Annotated in this window: 19 protein-coding genes; 5 read left to right on the forward strand and 14 right to left on the reverse strand. The window is 46.3% G+C overall.

Going from position 1 to position 17366, the window contains the following annotated elements; translation table 11 throughout:
- Positions 1–48: 48 nt before the first annotated feature.
- Genes FTT68_RS08355 through ppx form a run of 5 tightly spaced genes read right to left on the reverse strand, consistent with a single transcriptional unit; the run spans position 49 to position 5171 of the window.
- Positions 49–618: a YggT family protein gene (locus FTT68_RS08355; protein ID WP_005182501.1), complete on the reverse strand. Its 570-nt coding sequence runs from the start codon at positions 616–618 to the stop codon at positions 49–51.
- Positions 619–645: 27 nt separating this feature from the next.
- Complete coding sequence (proC, locus tag FTT68_RS08360) at positions 646–1476, reverse strand: pyrroline-5-carboxylate reductase (protein WP_005182498.1); 831 nt, start codon at positions 1474–1476, stop codon at positions 646–648.
- A 30-nt stretch (positions 1477–1506) separates the two neighbouring features.
- Positions 1507–2856, reverse strand: a complete 1350-nt coding sequence (gene tilS / locus FTT68_RS08365) for a tRNA lysidine(34) synthetase TilS (protein WP_180006954.1) — start codon at positions 2854–2856, stop codon at positions 1507–1509.
- Positions 2793–3617: an acetyl-CoA carboxylase carboxyltransferase subunit alpha gene (locus FTT68_RS08370; RefSeq protein WP_045795976.1), complete on the reverse strand. Its 825-nt coding sequence runs from the start codon at positions 3615–3617 to the stop codon at positions 2793–2795. Before FTT68_RS08370 ends, tilS begins: the two co-directional genes overlap by 64 nt.
- A 33-nt stretch (positions 3618–3650) precedes the next feature.
- A complete protein-coding gene (gene ppx, locus FTT68_RS08375) occupies positions 3651–5171 on the reverse strand; it encodes an exopolyphosphatase (RefSeq protein ID WP_005182484.1) in 1521 nt (506 codons plus the stop codon).
- Between the two features lie 265 nt (positions 5172–5436).
- Here ppx and trxA point away from each other — a divergent pair, with 265 nt between their 5' ends.
- The 3 genes from trxA to FTT68_RS08390 all read left to right on the forward strand — a co-directional run bounded on the left by trxA (position 5437) and on the right by FTT68_RS08390 (position 8080).
- Complete coding sequence (trxA, locus tag FTT68_RS08380; RefSeq protein WP_016659515.1) at positions 5437–5763, forward strand: thioredoxin; 327 nt, start codon at positions 5437–5439, stop codon at positions 5761–5763.
- A gap of 327 nt (positions 5764–6090) precedes the next feature.
- The gene (gene rho, locus FTT68_RS08385; protein WP_005182456.1) at positions 6091–7359 is read left to right on the forward strand and encodes a transcription termination factor Rho; all 1269 of its coding nucleotides are present in this window, start codon (positions 6091–6093) and stop codon (positions 7357–7359) included.
- A gap of 412 nt (positions 7360–7771) precedes the next feature.
- On the forward strand, positions 7772–8080 hold the full coding sequence (locus FTT68_RS08390) for a hypothetical protein (protein ID WP_180083990.1): 309 nt from the start codon (positions 7772–7774) through the stop codon (positions 8078–8080).
- Between the two features lie 151 nt (positions 8081–8231).
- Here the strand turns inward: FTT68_RS08390 and FTT68_RS08395 are convergent, their stop codons facing one another.
- The 3 genes from FTT68_RS08395 to pheS form a co-directional block, all read right to left on the reverse strand.
- Positions 8232–8528 carry an integration host factor subunit alpha gene (locus FTT68_RS08395; protein ID WP_004649746.1) on the reverse strand — a complete coding sequence of 99 codons (297 nt, stop codon included), beginning with the start codon at positions 8526–8528 and terminating at the stop codon, positions 8232–8234.
- A complete protein-coding gene (gene pheT / locus FTT68_RS08400) occupies positions 8525–10906 on the reverse strand; it encodes a phenylalanine--tRNA ligase subunit beta (RefSeq protein WP_180057343.1) in 2382 nt (793 codons plus the stop codon). Before pheT ends, FTT68_RS08395 begins: the two co-directional genes overlap by 4 nt.
- Before the next feature lie 133 nt (positions 10907–11039).
- On the reverse strand, positions 11040–12020 hold the full coding sequence (gene pheS / locus FTT68_RS08405) for a phenylalanine--tRNA ligase subunit alpha (RefSeq protein ID WP_016659518.1): 981 nt from the start codon (positions 12018–12020) through the stop codon (positions 11040–11042).
- 157 nt (positions 12021–12177) lie between these two features.
- Here pheS and FTT68_RS08410 point away from each other — a divergent pair, with 157 nt between their 5' ends.
- A complete protein-coding gene (locus tag FTT68_RS08410; protein WP_168381923.1) occupies positions 12178–13206 on the forward strand; it encodes a hypothetical protein in 1029 nt (342 codons plus the stop codon).
- Here the strand turns inward: FTT68_RS08410 and FTT68_RS08415 are convergent.
- The 3 genes from FTT68_RS08415 to rpmI all read right to left on the reverse strand — a co-directional run bounded on the left by FTT68_RS08415 (position 13203) and on the right by rpmI (position 14386).
- Positions 13203–13733 carry an AAA family ATPase gene (locus FTT68_RS08415; RefSeq protein ID WP_163146106.1) on the reverse strand — a complete coding sequence of 177 codons (531 nt, stop codon included), beginning with the start codon at positions 13731–13733 and terminating at the stop codon, positions 13203–13205. The genes FTT68_RS08410 and FTT68_RS08415 overlap by 4 nt on opposite strands.
- Positions 13734–13819: 86 nt before the next feature.
- Positions 13820–14179, reverse strand: coding sequence for a 50S ribosomal protein L20 (rplT, locus tag FTT68_RS08420; RefSeq protein WP_005182440.1), 360 nt, complete (start codon positions 14177–14179; stop codon positions 13820–13822).
- A gap of 12 nt (positions 14180–14191) precedes the next feature.
- A complete protein-coding gene (rpmI, locus tag FTT68_RS08425) occupies positions 14192–14386 on the reverse strand; it encodes a 50S ribosomal protein L35 (RefSeq protein ID WP_001096359.1) in 195 nt (64 codons plus the stop codon).
- Positions 14387–14681: 295 nt separating this feature from the next.
- Here rpmI and FTT68_RS08430 point away from each other — a divergent pair, with 295 nt between their 5' ends.
- Positions 14682–15410, forward strand: a complete 729-nt coding sequence (locus tag FTT68_RS08430) for an energy transducer TonB (RefSeq protein WP_160243523.1) — start codon at positions 14682–14684, stop codon at positions 15408–15410.
- 1 nt (position 15411) lies between these two features.
- On the opposite strand, the gene FTT68_RS08435 is transcribed toward FTT68_RS08430, so the two are convergent.
- From FTT68_RS08435 to infC, 3 genes are all read right to left on the reverse strand, one after another.
- Positions 15412–15834 carry a YqaA family protein gene (locus FTT68_RS08435; protein WP_005182435.1) on the reverse strand — a complete coding sequence of 141 codons (423 nt, stop codon included), beginning with the start codon at positions 15832–15834 and terminating at the stop codon, positions 15412–15414.
- An 89-nt stretch (positions 15835–15923) separates the two neighbouring features.
- Positions 15924–16541: a glutathione S-transferase N-terminal domain-containing protein gene (locus FTT68_RS08440; RefSeq protein ID WP_180036865.1), complete on the reverse strand. Its 618-nt coding sequence runs from the start codon at positions 16539–16541 to the stop codon at positions 15924–15926.
- A gap of 270 nt (positions 16542–16811) precedes the next feature.
- Positions 16812–17363, reverse strand: coding sequence for a translation initiation factor IF-3 (gene infC, locus FTT68_RS08445; protein ID WP_160241813.1), 552 nt, complete (start codon positions 17361–17363; stop codon positions 16812–16814).
- Between the last annotated feature and the right edge of the window lie 3 nt (positions 17364–17366).

The following is a 17366-nucleotide window of genomic DNA, read 5'->3' on the forward strand; positions in this document are numbered from 1 at the left end:
TGAGCCATAAAAAAGGACGCCGCAGCGTCCTTTTTTCTTGAGCTCAATTTAGAACCCAGTCAGCAAAACAATTGCCACCTGGTTCATCAGAATTTCAGCAATATATAACGCCAGAAATGCCAGAATTGGAGACAGGTCAATCATGCCCATATTCGGCATGATCCGGCGAAACGGTGCCAGTAAAGGTTCTGCCAGTTCCTGAATCACTTCAATATAAGGCCCGCGTGACTGGGTAAACATCACTACCCAACTTAAAATAATGGTGGCAAAAATCAGGTAACGACAGAAACGTAGCAGGTCCTGAATCATGGTCACAAAGGTGAGAATCAGCAGATGTACCGGGCCATTAGGCATCGCCCCGTTTAAATACATCATGCCGTAATTTTTCAGCAGATAAAGCACCACCAGCAGCGCCAATGCCGCCAGATTCACCCGGCCTTTTGCCACGGTCGGGAAAATACGGCTAAATACATCTACAATTTTCGTGGCCTTGATCGTAGACAACACCACCGGATTATAAGGACTCACCGCAGCCAGCTGCATGAGAAAACGGAAGAAGACGAGCAAAATCGCTACGTTAATGATGATGCCAAAAATTAGCGCAGAATTTGCACCCATACTTGAACGTTCCTAAAATTAAATACTTTATTTAATGCTGTCACTCAGCTCGGCAGCCAGTTCCTGACTGCGTGTTTTGGCAGCCGCCAACGCCGCCTGAATATTCTGCGACACTTGCGCACGGTCAAACACTTCCAACGCTGCCTGCGTGGTCCCGTTTGGAGAGGTCACGTTTTTACGCAGCTCTGCCGGGGTATTGGAACTGGTAATTGCCATTTGTGCCGCACCCAACGCAGTTTGCAAGGTTAAAGCCGTTGCCACTTTTTCATCCAGGCCCAAGTTTTTGCCGGCACGAATCATACTTTCCATCATATAGAAAAAGTAAGCCGGGCCAGAACCGGATACTGCCGTGACTGCATCAATTTGCGCTTCAGAGTTTACCCAAATTGTTAAACCCGTGGCAGCCAAAACCTGACTTGCCAATTCACGGTCTTTGCTATCGACCGCATCATGCGCATATAAACCATGCGCACCAGTTTGTACCAGTGCCGGGGTATTTGGCATCACCCGCACCACACGGTCGGTATCGAGCAATGCCGAAATGGTGGCAATTTCTGCACCGGCAACAATCGAAATCACCAGTTTGCCTTCAAACTGCCCTTTTAGCGGTTGCAGCACGCTGGCCAGCACCTGCGGTTTGACTGCGAACACCACAATATCGGCGTCACGAATGGCAGCCTGGTTGTCTTCGGTCACATGTACATCTTTTTCTTCCAGCAACAAACGGATTTTTTCGACCGGATCAGCAACTGTAATACGCGTTGAAGGCATGCCACGTGCAATCAGGCCACCAATTAAGGCCTGTGCCATATTTCCGCCACCAATAAAACTAATATTACAATTTAACACTGCACTCATGATTCACACTCTTGGTTGAGTTCTTTATAGTTAAGAGATTAAAGTCGGTTGCCAGCCATCCGGTTCGCAATAGGCAGAATCTGCCAGCCAAAACCCTTTTGGCGTGAAAACCCCTAGCATAACATTATCTCTGCTTAATATTTGAATTGTATGACGCTTCCAGGGAAAAATTTGTGCCTGCTGTATCGCCTTTTTTAATGGCCAGGCCCCGACACGTCCATGAAGATGGATTTTTTCTCCGCCCACTCGCGTACTTAAAGTCAATTCTTGTTGGAGTAATGCAAAAGACAAACCAACCTGATGCGGTGCATTCAACTGAAACTGTCCGGCTGGTAAATCTAGGGTTTGCCCCAACTGCCAGCACACCTGTTCCCGCGCAGGGATGGCCTGTTGACTGGCCAAATATTCCAGCTGAGGCAGACGGTAAATGACATTTTGATAGCGCACATAATAAAAGCCGTTGCAATGCAAAGCCGCTTGCGCATCGGCCCGGGCCTGAATCACTTCCTGCTGAATACGCTGCACCATGTCAAAACTTGGCCGGTACTGGCTGTCCCCTTTCATCCAGAACGACAGTAACTGGCGTTGCCGCGCCTCGGACAATTGCTGAATACGGTGTAAATCCAGATGCTCGGCATCGCCACAGCTGGCCAAATCCTGCCGCAATACTTCGGCCAAAATCTGCTCGGCATCCTGCATCAGCTGGCTGCTGCGGCAAATGCTTTGCTGCATTTTGGGAAAGCGCGCGTTTAACAGCGGCCATAACTGTTCCCGACACCAGGCCCGGTCGTAGTGAATATCCTGATTGGTCGGATCTTGAATATGTGGAATCGAAAGCTGCTGGCACCAGGTCTGAATCTGCTCACGCGATAAAGATAGCAACGGTCGCCAGATTGACAGTTCAGGACGAGAATCGAAAGTTTTCATAGCCGCCAGGCCAGGAATTCCAGCACCGGAAAACAGACGCAATAACACCGTTTCTGCCTGATCCTGCTGATGATGGGCCAGTACCAATATCTCGTTGGTTTGAATATGCTGCTGAAATGCCTGATAACGTGCGGCGCGTGCCTGCTGTTCCAGATTGCCTTCGGCGACCTGTACCGCTTGAATCATGCACGGAATATTGAAGGCCTGACAATGCTGCTGGACAAATTCGCCCCAGGCCTGGCTGGAAGACTGTAATTGATGATCAATATAAATGGCCCGGACTTTTTCCGGGCATAAAAACGCCATCAGATGCAGCAGCAGCATGGAATCCATGCCGCCACTACATCCGATGAGAAAATGGGTATCTTCTGGAAAAGACTGAATCTGGGTTAAGACGCCAGTCCTAAATTGTCGCTGCCAAACTTCATCAAACGCTGGTAACGTGCTTCGCATCGTTCTTGTGCATCCATCGGTTGCAATTCTTCTAGAGCCTGTTTTAACACGGCTTTTAAATCTTGCATGACTTTTTCTGGTTGCAAGTGAGCTCCCTCACCTTCATCAACCACATATTCAACAATGCCCATCTGCTGTAATTTTTCAGCAGTCAGTGCCAATGCTTCACTTGCCTGTTCTGCTTTTTCTGCAGTTTTCCACAAAATAGATGCACAGCCTTCTGGAGAAATTACTGAATAAATACTGTGAGATAACATCACCACACGATCCGCAACACCAATACCCAAGGCACCGCCTGAACCGCCTTCACCTAAAACTGTTGCCACGACCGGCACTTTCAGGTTCGATAATTGAGCAAGACTGGTAGCAATCGCTTCCGCCTGACCACGTTCTTCTGCACCCACACCCGGATAAGCACCCATGGTGTCAATAAAGGTAAAGACCGGCAGCTTGAAACGTTCTGCCATATCTAGCAAACGCTGTGCCTTACGGTAACCTTCCGGGTTACTCATGCCGAAATTGTGCTGCAATTTCTCGCGGGTACTGCGACCACGATGCTGGCCCACGACCATGACCGGCTGACCATCGAAGCGTGCCAAGCCACCCACCATTGCACCATCATCACCAAATAAACGGTCGCCGTGCAACGCATCAAATTCAGTGAAAATTTCGCCTACATAGTCCAGGAATTGCGGACGCTCTGGATGACGTGCAATTTGGACCGTTGTCCATGCTTTTGATTGAGCAGCTTTATTTTTCATAAGTCGACTGTTATCCCTAAATTAACCAAAACGTTAATCGACAAATTGTTCCGAATGAATTTTTAATTCAATGTCCCAATTCTTGAACTGCACTTGTTCATCGTGCAATTCAGCGACAAGCAATGGCCATTGTTTAGCATCACCCGAAACGCTGAGCTGCCATTGTTGCGCATTCTGAACACTCAATTCAATGGCAGGAAGCATCTGATCGCTACGACTATGATTGACTAAAACTGCTAGGCGCAGCAGCAGACATAAATGCATTAATTTATGGCCACCGACCTTGTTGACATCAATTTTATCGTCCTGACGCAGCTTGCGGCGATGATGCGCAACCAGATGCGACAGATGGTTTTGATCAATTTGTGAAAAGCCTGGAATATCCGAATGTTGTAATAAATAAGCACCATGACGATGATAGCCACCATGACTGATCGCCAGACCAATTTCATGTAAATAGGCCGCGCGGCGCAGTAAATCACTGTCATCGCTGGTCAATTTCAGCTCCGCGGCCACGCCTTCAAACAGGTGCTGCGCGGTTTTGACCACACGTTCTGCCTGTTTCGGATCGGCGTTATAACGGCCCATCAGCGCCTGCACACTGCGGTCCCGGATATCTTCATGCTGGAAACGGCCCAGCAGGTCATACATTACGCCTTCACGTAAGGCACCATCGGAATAAACCAGTTTATCAATATCTAAAATATCAAAAACTGCATATAAAATCGCAATCCCGGCTGGCAAAACTGCTCGTCGATCTTCTTTTAAACCGTCAAAGTCCATTTCAGAGACATGCTTATATTTAAGCAGCTTATCTTTGAGTTTTTCCAGGCCCTCACGGGTCAGATTTTCCTGCGCATTGCTCCAGCCCATATTCACGGTAATCTGGCGGCAGGCTTTAATGGTACCACTTGAGCCTACTACGGTATCCCAGCCGGCATTTTTATAGGTATTGGCAATGGTGGATAATTCTTTGCGTGCGGCAAACACGGCTTTGTCAAAACTTTTATGGTTAATTTCACCTTCGGCGAAAAAGGCTTTGGTATAGGCCACACAGCCCATCTGTAAAGATTCGGTATGAATAGGTTCGAATTCTTCACCAATAATCAGCTCGGTTGAACCACCGCCAATATCAATCACCAGGCGGCGACCACTGTTTTCCATGGTGTGCGACACACCCAGATAAATTAAGCGGGCTTCTTCACGACCGGCAATAATTTCAATGGGTTTTGGCAAGATTTCTGCGGCTTTTTGAATAAATTCATGTCCGTTTTTGGCCTGACGCAAGGCGTTGGTGGCAACAATACGTAAACGGTTCGGCTGTACAGCGCTTAAACGTCCGACAAAGCGTGCCAGACAGGCTAAACCGCGCTGCTGTGCGGCTTCGGTTAAATTTTTATTCTCATCTAAACCAGCGGCAAGCTGTACTTTTTCTGACATTGATGCCACTTTTTTTACTTCACCATGATCCACACGGGCAATGGCCAGGTGGAAGCTGTTCGACCCCATATCGATGGCTGCAAGTAACTCTTCATCAATTAAAAAATCAGACATTCTTCAAACAAACCTATACAGAATTGTGCCTAGAGTAATTCACATACATGCAATTTAAAAGCCATTTGTGCGCACATTTCGATGAGTATTTAAATTTTCGGCAGATGTGACAATTGTGTGACACGATCATCAGCATCGTGAGCATCAATTAGACAAATTCACAGGAAAGATCGAAAATTTACATATTCCTCTACATTGTTCTAGATGGCTATGTAATACTAATAAATATAGCTATCTATACAAAAATTCATTTGGAGCACATTCCATGTCTGGCAACATCGTAAACACAACGGATGCAAACTTCGAAGCAGACGTTCTTCAATCTGAAACACCTGTATTGGTTGACTTCTGGGCGGGCTGGTGTGCGCCTTGTAAGGCAATTGCGCCAGTACTTGAAGTTTTGGCGACTGAATATGAAGGCAAAGTTAAAATTGTGAAAGTTGACGTGACCGCTTGCGAACAAACTGCCGTGAACTACAACATCCGTAACATCCCTGCACTGTTGATGTTCAAAAATGGGGAAGTGGTTGCCCAGCAGATTGGTGCTGCACCAAAATCGAAACTGACTGCATTTATTGATGAAAACATCTAAATCCTGTCTGTTTAGAAAAATTAAAATACGCTATGTTTCATAGCGTATTTTTTTCGTCTATAAATTGACAAATCGGCGTTTCTCTCTTATATTGCTTGCTCAAGAAATAAAGGACTTCCCGTCCCGCCCGTTTCTTAAAAGACACAACACAAAAATGCCGCTCGGCAACAGAAATTGTTTTTTCACATTTTTCTCTGAAACAATTAATCAGTCCTCTGAATTGTTATTGTGCAAATACAATTGCGTTCGTTTTATTGCCTGCATGCGGTCAAATGTTGCTTCCCTTCCAACCTGTACCCCAGAATTTTTGATTCTATCTGATCACCTATGAATTTAACCGAACTCAAGAAAAAACCGATTGGCGAACTCATCAAGATTGCCGAGTTTATGGGCCTTGAAGGAATGGCTCGTAACCGTAAGCAAGACATTATTTTTGCCATCTTAAAACGTCATGCAATGAATGGCGAAGAGATTTTTGGTGATGGCGTGCTCGAAATTCTGTCAGATGGTTTTGGCTTCTTACGCTCTGCAGCAGGCTCTTATTTAGCCGGTCCTGACGATATCTATGTCAGCCCTTCGCAAATTCGTCGTTTTAACCTGCGTACCGGTGACACCATTACCGGCACCATTCGCCCACCAAAAGAAGGCGAACGTTATTTTGCCCTGTTAAAAGTTAACCAGATTAACTACGACACGCCAGAAAACTCGCGCAATAAAATCCTGTTTGAAAACCTGACCCCGCTGTTCCCAACCGAACAACTGGTCATGGAACTTGGTAACGGTACCACTGAAGATTTAACCGCGCGTGTGGTTGACTTGGTTGCGCCAATTGGTAAAGGCCAGCGTTCAATTATTGTAGCGCCGCCAAAAGCTGGTAAAACCATGTTATTACAAAACATCGCCCAGTCGATTGTACGTAATAACCCGGAAGTATTCCTGATTGTTCTGCTGATTGACGAACGTCCGGAAGAAGTGACCGAAATGGAACGTACCGTGCGTGGTGAAGTGGTTGCCTCAACCTTTGATGAATCTCCAGCCCGTCACGTACAAGTGGCTGAAATGGTAATTGAAAAAGCCAAGCGTCTGGTAGAACACAAAAAAGATGTGGTGATTCTGCTTGACTCGATTACCCGTTTAGCGCGTGCCTATAACACCGTGGTGCCATCTTCAGGTAAAGTCCTGACTGGTGGTGTCGATGCTCACGCACTGGAACGTCCAAAGCGTTTCTTTGGTGCCGCACGTAATATTGAAGAAGGCGGCTCACTGACCATCATCTCAACCGCGTTAATTGAAACCGGCAGCAAGATGGATGAAGTGATTTACGAAGAATTCAAAGGTACCGGTAACCAGGAAATTACGCTTGATCGTCGTATTGCCGAAAAACGCGTGTTCCCTGCCATGAACATCAAGAAATCAGGTACCCGTCGTGAAGAGCGCCTGATGTCTGAAGACAACCTGCGTAAGGTCTGGATTCTGCGTAAGCTGCTGCATACCCAAGATGAACTGGCAGCCATGGAATTCCTGCTGGATCGTATGAAAGAAACCAAAACCAATGACGAGTTCTTTGATCATATGAAGCGTAAAGCCAGCAACTAAGATCAAAACTTTTTAAAAAGGCCATCGTATAACGATGGCTTTTTTATTTCGGTTGACCATCTTTACATAAAGATACAATTGGACGTTTTCTGTGTAAACTTATTTTTAAGTAAATGATTATAAATAAGTATTTCAAAAAAACCCTATAGTTTTTAATGATTTAAATCGCCTTTCGCCAATATAAACTGAACTCTTGATTGTTATTTTCTGTTAAAAAACAACGCATTTTAGGGCTTTTTTCGGCATTTTTTAGAGCAAGCTAGTAGTAATTAAAAAAACTCAGTGATAGCATATTCGCAGACCAGTTAGACTGCTCCTGCGTTGTTAGTGCCTAACAAAATTAGGAATAATAAAAGCATATAACAGGCTAACGTCGGTTTTTTTTAATCTCAATTTTTTAGAGAGTGATGCCATGTTATTCAAAAAAATCGCTATTGCTGCTGCAGTTGCTACTACTTTAGCTTTCGTTGGTTGTGCTAAAAAAACTGAAGAAGCTGCTGCTGACGCTAACCAAGCTGCATCTGAAGCTGTTGTAGCTGCTTCTGAAGCTGAAGCTGCTGCTGACGCTGCTGCTGTTGAAGCTGCTTCTGGCGTTGATGCTGCTGTAGACGCTGCTGCTGATGCTGCTGACACTGCTGCTGCTGCTGCTACTGACGCTGCTGATGCTGCTACTGACGCTGCTGATGCTGCTGTTGACGCTGCTGCTTCTGAAGCTCAATAATCTTAGATTATTGACAAAAAGAGAGCCTTTTGGCTCTCTTTTTTATTGTCTGAATATTTCTTACAACATCTCATCATCACATACAAGGAACACGGTAATACCTGCCGTTAGAACCTCAGCCCTTACTTTTTTAGCGGCATAAAAAAGCAGATCAATCGATCTGCTCATTTCCAACACGTTGGCGGAACTTCTGTCCGGCACGGAAGGTTACCACCCGGCGTGCAGAAATCGGAATTTCTTCACCCGTCTTCGGATTTCGGCCTGGACGTTGACGTTTATCACGCAACTCGAAGTTACCAAAACCTGAAAGTTTCACCTGCTCCCCAGAGATTAGCGCCTGGCTAATCTCATCGAAGAATAACTCGACCATTTGTTTCGCTTCACGACGGTTTAAACTCGTGAGCTCACTTAAATGATCAGCCATTTCTGCTTTTGTTAATGCTGTCATGAAGCCCTCAATGTCGCTTGATAAGTGTTTTCTAACACTTTTAGGATATTGTCCATACCTGATTTAATTTCAGCATCTTCAAGCGTACGTGTCGGATGTTGCCATAACAGTGCAAATGCCAATGAGCGTTTACCCGCTTCAACACCTTGACCAGTGTACACATCGAATAACCAGGTTGAATGCAGAAGCTCGCCGCCCGTTTGTTCGATAAGTTGCTGAATTTCGCTAACATTAATCTTATCACTAATTAAAAGCGCAATATCACGTCTTACCGACGGAAAACGTGATAATTCTGTAAAATTAGATACATAAGTTTGCAAAACAGCCTGCTGATCCAGTTCCGCCACCCAAGTGGTGCCCAAATCCAGTTCATTTTCCAGAGATGGATGCAAACGGCCCAAATAACCAATTGACTGACCATTGACCAGAATCTCTGCAGATTGGCCTGGATGCAACCAGCTACGCTCTGAGCGTACATATTCGACCTGTACACGACCTGCTGCCAGCAACTCTTCAACTTCACCTTTCAGGTCAAAGAAGTCCATGGCTTGTGGCTTGCCATGCCATGATTCTGCTGTTTTAGCGCCCACAGCAATCATTGCCAGGGTTGGAATCTGTTTCAGGTCATGAATTGAGGCTGCGTTCTGATAATCAAAACGTAAACCCAGTTCAAAGAAACGCACACGGCTTTGCTGACGGTTAATATTGTACTGTACGCAAGGAATCAGGCTCGACAGCAAGGTTGAACGCATCACCGCCAGATCGCTTGAAATCGGGTTCGCCAATGCCAGTGGGTTGACCGCTGCATTTAGCTGTTTTTCCAGTTTCAGGTCAGCAAAGCTAAAGCTGATTGCTTCCTGATAGCCCAAAGTCACTAGGGTTTGACGCAGCTGTGCCACTTCAAACTGATCCTGATACTTCGCCAGTTTGGTGTCAATCACCGGCAGGCTGATTTGAATATTGTCATAACCGTGAATACGCGCGACTTCTTCAATCAGGTCCTGGTAAATGGCCATGTCATAACGATGCGATGGCGGTACCACAGACCATTGACCTTGCGCTTTTACCGTCACTTCACAACCCAAGCGTGTTAAAGCATCGGTAATAAAGTCTGAATCTACGCTATAACCCAGCAGCTGATCGACCTGTGCCTGTTTCAGTTCAATCGCGTCACGTGTTGGCAATACTGCTGCATTTTCCGCCACCGTAATTGGGCCAAACTCACCGCCTGCAAGCTCAGAAATTAACTGAGAGGCACGGTGCATGGCGATCAATGGCAGTTCAAAATCCACACCACGCTCATAACGCTGAGAGGCATCGGTATGCAGGCCAAAACGGCGCGCACGACCGGCAATATGCAGCGGTGCAAAGAAAGCAGATTCCAGGAAGATTTCAGTGGTTTCATCGGTAACCGATGAAGACAGACCACCCATGATACCGGCAATCGCCAGAGCTTTTTCATCATCGGCAATCACCATGACATCGTCTTGCAGTTCTACTTCTTGTTCATTCAATAGAACAAGTTTTTCGCCCCCAGTCGCCTGACGCACCTGTACAGCACCTTGCACTTTTGCAGCATCAAAGGCATGGAGTGGTTGACCCAGTTCCATCAAGACATAGTTGGTAATATCAACCAGAATGCTGTGCTGACGGATACCCGAACGTGCCAATGCGCGCTCCATCCATTCAGGCGTCGCGGCTTTGGTATTCACGTTCTTGATCACACGACCTAAATAACGTGGACAGCCTTCAGTAGATACAACCACTTTCTTTTCATCAGAAATGCTTGCAGCCATTTCTTTAATTTCAGGCGCAGTCACAGGCAGTTGGTTAATCACCCCAATTTCACGTGCGATCCCACGAATACTGAAACAATCACCACGGTTTGGCGTGATGCTGATGTCAATCACGTTGTCATCTAGGTCCAGATATTCACGGATGTTGACACCGACCGGTGCATCCACAGGAAGTTCTAATAGACCGTCGATTTTATCTTCTAAGTCAATTTCAGATGCACCGCAGAGCATGCCTTGTGATTCCACACCACGCAGTTTGCCTTTCTTGATTTTAAAATCGCCTGGTAATACTGCACCAATAGTTGCCACAGGTGCTTTCATACCTGCTCGTACGTTTGGCGCGCCGCAGACGATTTGTAAAGGCTCACCGGAACCAATGTTCACCGTCGTTACACGTAAACGGTCTGCATCTGGATGTTGTTCAACCGTCAGCACTTCACCAACCACTACACCAGTAAATGGTTTTGCAGCTGGAGATAAATCATCAACTTCCAAACCCAGCATGGTTAACTGGTCAGAAAGTTTTTCGCTATCGATGGCTGGGTTGACCCACGTGCGTAGCCAATTTTCGCTAATTTTCATTAATATAAAACCTGTAATTCAAATCTCTAAAATCCCCCTCTAACTCCCCCTTTAAAAAAGGGGGAGAACCCTATGTCACCGATGGACAACCCCTCTCCTTTTAGGAGAGGTTAGGGAGAGGTATAAATTTGTTTTAAGCAAACTGGCGTAAGAAACGCACATCATTCTGGTAGAACATACGTAGGTCGTTAATGCCATAACGCAACATTGCAAAACGCTCTACGCCCAGACCAAAAGCAAAGCCTTTATATTTGTCCGGATCAATACCTGCCGCGCGTAATACATTTGGATGCACCATACCGCAGCCCAGCACTTCTAACCATTTACCGCGCTCATCCATAATATCCACTTCAGCACTTGGCTCGGTGAACGGGAAATACGACGGACGGAAACGGACTTTCAAATCTTTTTCAAAGAATTCGTTCAGCAAGTTCACCAGTAAACCTTTCAGTTCAGCAAAGCTGGTGTTTTCCGCCACGTACAAACCTTCAATTTGGTGGAACATTGGTGAATGCGTCTGGTCGGAGTCACAGCGATAAACACGGCCCGGGCAGACAATACGGATTGGCGGCTGCTGGGTTTCCATAGTCCGAATCTGTACACCAGAGGTATGGGTACGCAGCAAATGAGTCGCATCAAAATAGAACGTGTCGTGCATGGCACGGGCCGGGTGATGGCCTGGAATATTCAGCGCTTCAAAGTTGTGATAATCATCTTCAACTTCTGGGCCAGTAGCCACAGTAAAGCCAGCTTTGGTAAAGAACTGGCAAATACGCTCTTGCACCTGAGTTACCGGGTGAATGGAGCCAATGGTCTGACCACGGCCTGGTAAAGTAATATCCACCGTTTCGCTGGCAAGTTTTTGTTCTAATGCCGCTTGCTGTAATGCTGCCTGACGCTCGGTTAATGCAGTATTAATGGCTTCACGCACCGCATGGATTTGCGCACCAAACGCTTTACGCTGTTCAGGATCCATTTTACCAAGTGACTTAGATTGTTCCGCGAGCTGGCTTTTCTTCCCCGTAAATTGCACCCGTACTTGATCGAGTGTAGCAAGGTCGTCTGCTGCTGCAATGGCAGCGAGCGCTTCAGTGGTCAGGGCTTCCAGTGACATAGTAACTCTCAAAGCAACAAATTTTGAATATAATTAAAAACCCCACATTCTAACAGTTTTTGGACAGTAGAATGAAGTTGCATTGCAGGAAAATTAGATTGGCATCGCAATTTGGAAAAAGTATAAGATAATCAAAATATCAATGAGATCAAACACTATGGCGCTCGATCAAATTTGGAAACAGCAACTGACCCTGGTCACCTATGGCAATGAATATCTGAGCCAGGATTTGAGTTTCAGTCGCTGGCGTGCGCATCCCATTTTTAATCAGCACATGTTCTGGTTTCGTGATTTAAATTCCCAGCATCTGCTGGCCCAGCATTTTGAAATCTGGCTGGAAGGCTTAAAACGCCAGGGTACAACCCGACTGAGTCTGCACAATGCCAGTCTGCTGGTCGATGAAAAAAATCCCAATGCCAATGTCGAGTTACTACCCTACCCGCATTTTATTGTCAGCCATGAAGCACATAAAAAATTTGCCTGGATTTGTGGCAAGGAATTGCCGGAATGGTATAACGCCGACAATGATTATGAATTTCCACCGGCACAGCGGATTGAACTGCGCCAGGAAACGTTCTGGCGTTATGAACTCAATAGTAAGCTGGCCAAAAAGGTAGAGGCCGATCTAGAACCCGCTCACTGGGATGAAATTCATCTGTTTACCGAGCAGGAGCTGTTTTCCCATACACTGGCGGCCGACTTTCAGCCACCTGAACAGCAGAATTTACCCTATTACGGCATTCCGCTTACGGCAGATACACCTGATCCGCATCAGCTGTCTTTATTACCGACTCACTATCAGGCCGATTATGCACATCGCATGCTGTACCGTTTAGAAGCGCTAAAAGATGATATTCAACAGAAAATCCAGCATCCCTATAATGCAGATAATGAAGTGCTGAGTCCGGAAGAGCAGCTTGACCTGCGCCATTTTGCCCAGAAGCTGGATGATTTAAGCGCCAAATTTATTGTCAAGGTGGCCAACCATTACCAAAGCGCCCAGCTGACGCCTGTCGCACAGCCGAATCCGCTGGAACCGTTCGCATCTGACAACAAGGCTACCCATGCGCAAGCAGCGCATTCAGCCAAAGCCCCGTCTCATCATAAAGTTGGTGCGACTGGAGTCATCAAGCTGATTCTTATTACTGTGGTAATTTGTTTATTGGCCTATTATTTCGGACTTTAAACGCGATTCAGAAACCGTTCAACCTCAGCGACCGAGGTCAGCCGAATCCAGTGCAGATGGGCATATTCGGGAGATTGCATCAGCTGCAGATAATGCCGGCGATTTTTCTGATGGGTTTTAATCATCCACCAGACAATCGAATCGCGGCTAAACAGCTGTCTGATCGTTTCCCGATTATTGGAATTAGGCCAGAGGGTTTGCTGTGAAACCGCGCGCTGCACGGCGCGTTGTACAGAACGCAGTAAATTGCTATGAAACGGTAAATCCAGCCAGATGATGGTATCGGCCTGCGCCCATTTAATGGGAATGGTGCGAGTATAGTTGCCATCAATCACATAGCCATTGGGTGCCTGCTCAATGGCTGCCTGAATTTTGGCAAAAAAATCTGTATCAGCACTTTGCTGCCAGTCATCTAACCAGAACAGATTATCCAGCTCGATATAGGCCAGTCCCAGCTTTTCTGCCAGCGCCCGGGCAAAGGTCGACTTGCCTGTAGCCGAAGTACCAACCACATTAATTCGCTGCATACAATTTCCCTACTCTATCATTCAGACCCTGATTCTGCGCAATAAAAAAGACCGCATAAAGCGGTCTTCTTTTAAGTCACGAGGACTTAGGCAGCCAATGCACCTTTCGCTTTTTCAGCTAAAGCAGCAAATGCAACTGCGTCATGCATAGCGATGTCAGCAAGTACGCGACGGTCGATGATCACTTGAGCTTTCTTCAAACCAGCAATCATACGGCTGTAAGACAAGCCGTTTTGACGAGCACCAGCATTGATACGCGCAATCCATAGAGCACGGAATTGACGTTTCTTCTGACGACGGTCACGGTAAGCGTATTGACCTGCTTTGATTACCGCTTGGAACGCTACGCGATATACGCGTGAACGAGCACCATAGTAACCTTTAGCACGAGCAAGAATTTTTTTATGACGGCGATGAGCCTGTACACCACGTTTTACACGAGCCATTTATAAATCTCCTTAGATGTATGGGCACATACGACGAACTGAAGCAACGTCACTCACGTGAACCATTACACAGCCGCGCAATTGACGGATACGTTTAGCAGATTTTTTGGTCAAAATGTGGCGTTTGAACGCTTGTTTACGCTTGAAACCGTTAGCAGTCGCTTTGAAACGTTTAGCTGCACCACGGCGAGTTTTTAACTTAGCCATAACAACCTCTTTTAAGTACCTGTTCGGCTCATTTGCACCATTACAAACGACCTGCAGGTAAGGGAGCACGTATTCTAAAGCATCTTTGCCTAAAACAAAAGCAGATATTGCAAAAGTTGCTCGTCTTCTATCGGCAGATGAGGTCTTTGAGATTAGCAGGATCTCTCCTTTTTATTGAACAGCCAAAACATGAAGATGGAACATCTTATTTTTATAGCGGAAGACTTGTACTGAAGCCCGATTCAGGAAATACTGCGCAGCGTTCCTTCTTTTGCCCAACAACAAGCTAATCCTCATGAAAAAAACCATTTGCCTGAGTCTGTGTCTGGCACTGCCGCTTAGTGCCACGCTTGCCATTGCTGCCCCTGCCGAACAACTGCAAGTACAAAAAACCTCGGCGTTGGCTGCCCATCTGACCACGCGTATTCAATGGACCGAGTTTCCGCAGCTGCGTTATAGCAATGCCGATTTAAAGCAGCAAAACCGCGCGGCCATTTTACGGATTCATGCCGATGAATCGGGGCAAATCAACAAAGTCACGGTACAGGAAAGTACCGGGCTAAAATCTTTAGATCAGCTGATTAGCCAGGCGGTAAAACAGGCCAAAATCAAACCACATCTGGTCGATGATACCCCGGTTCCAGTGATTGGTTATCAGGTCTTTCATCTGGATTTAAAAGATACTGCTCAGGACTGCCACTACAGCTTTGACTCGACTGTCTGGCAAGCGCAGCAAGCCGGCGCAAAAAGCGCGTTTCAATATCGCAGCCAGCCTCAACTGAACGTCACCGAAGATGAGTTAAATGGCCATGCCCGCCGGATTCAGTTCAAAATGAAAGCCGATAAATACGGCAACATCCACAAGGTTAAAATTCAGCAAGGCTCCGGCCGTTATGCGCTGGACCAGAAACTGATTCAGGCGCTGCAAGGTGCACAGGTCGATGTACCACGCAAATTCTGGATCTATAAAAAATCCAGCCTGAAAGATGAAGTCCGTTTTCAGCCAGCAGAATGTGAGGGCTAAACTAGAACATGGCATAAGCCAGATAAATAAACAGATAACGCCCGATTTTGGCTACACTCACCATCAGCAGAAATCGGGCGAAGTTTTCTTTCATTAAACCGGCAATTAGGGTGATTGGATCACCAATCACCGGCACCCAGCTCAGCAGTAAGGACCAGAAGCCATATTTCCGATAAATCTGCTGTGCCTGCTGCAGCTTGGGTTCAGACACCGGAAACCAGCGCTTGTCTTTATACTGCTCGATCTTGAGTCCTAACCACCAGTTCACACAGCTGCCCAGAATATTGCCCAGACTGGCGATGGCTATTAAAGCCATCACCGAATGTTGCTCTTGAATGAGCAGGCCCAGTAATACCGCTTCAGATTGCAACGGCAATAAGGTAGCCGCCCCAAAGGCCGACAGAAATAACAGCAGATAAGCCATAACAGATGCAGTTAACAGGTTCTGCCCATCTTAACTGAAATCACAAAAAAAGCACCCGAAGATGCTTTAGGTAATTTTATGATGATTATTTAAACCTGAATCGCCAGGGCGCGTTGTACTGCCGGACGGGCGGTTAAACGCTCAATATAATCCTGCACATGCGGATAATCTTCTAGCGGAATCTGCTGCCATTCATGGCGTAACAACCACGGTAAAATCGCCATATCGGCAATTGAATATTCACCGGCTACATATTTCTGCCCGATCAGATGCTTGTTTAACACGCCATACAGACGTTTGCTTTCATTGACATAACGCTCGGTGGCATAGGCTATACGCTCGGGTGCAAAGCGGCTAAAGTGATGGTTCTGCCCCAGCATCGGGCCTAAGCCACCCATTTGCCACATCAGCCACTGCTCCACCTCTACCCGCTCGAGCTCATCTACCGGATAGAACATACCGGTTTTACGGCCCAGATATTGCAAGATTGCCCCCGATTCAAAAATCGAAATCGGCTGGCCATTCGGTCCATCCTGATCGACGATAGCCGGAATTTTATTGTTGGGAGAAATGCGCAGAAAATCTGGCTGAAACTGGTCGTTTTCAAGGATATTAATCGGGAAAATCTGGTATGGCAGCGCCATTTCTTCTAAGGCAATCGTAATTTTATGACCATTGGGCGTACCCCAATAATAAAGATCAATCATGTGTATATCCTTGCGCTCTTGTCGTTGTCATGTGTTATTGCTCTGCCGTTAAAGATACGAGATAAGCCTGTGCAGGGCAACTGTTGTCACACAAAAATTAAACACCAGAGATGACCCGCAGCTGTTCGAAAGTCACCGGGCTTTTATCATGCAAAATATGCTGAGCTGCTCAACATACCGAACGATCATTATGTCAAAATATTAGTGACCTCATAAACTGTAGTCACAAAAAAAGCACTGCTGGGCAGTGCTTTTTTGATTCGGAGATGCTTACTTTTTCTTTTTCGGTCCAAGCAGCATACCCATTTGACGACCTTCCATTTTTGGCGCCTGTTCAACTACACCATATTCAACTACGTCAGCTTCAACTTTTTGTAATTGAGCCAAACCTAACTGTTGGTGAGCCATTTCACGACCACGGAAGCGTAAAGTGATTTTTACCTTGTTTCCTTCTTCAAGGAATTTGATAATTGCACGCAGTTTTACGTTGTAGTCACCTACATCGGTTGCTGGGCGCAATTTAATTTCTTTTACCTGCACTTGATGCTGCTTTTTCTTGGCATCTTTTTGCTTTTGCTTCAGGTCAAACAAGTGCTTGTTGTAATCCATGATTTTACAAACAGGCGGCTCTGCATTTGCCACAATCTCAACGAGGTCAAGATCTGCATCCTCTGCAGCACGCAATGCTTCCGCTAAAGAAACAATTCCTTTTTGTTCACCATCCGCTGCAACGAGGCGTACTTCTTTTGCACGGATCTCGTCATTAATTGCAGGGCGGTTACTCTTAGCACCTTGTTGTTGGTTACGGTCAGGCTGTTTAATCTT

Source organism: Acinetobacter sp. Q85-2 (assembly GCF_013420555.1).
In the GTDB taxonomy this organism is placed as follows: Bacteria; Pseudomonadota; Gammaproteobacteria; order Pseudomonadales; family Moraxellaceae; genus Acinetobacter; species Acinetobacter indicus.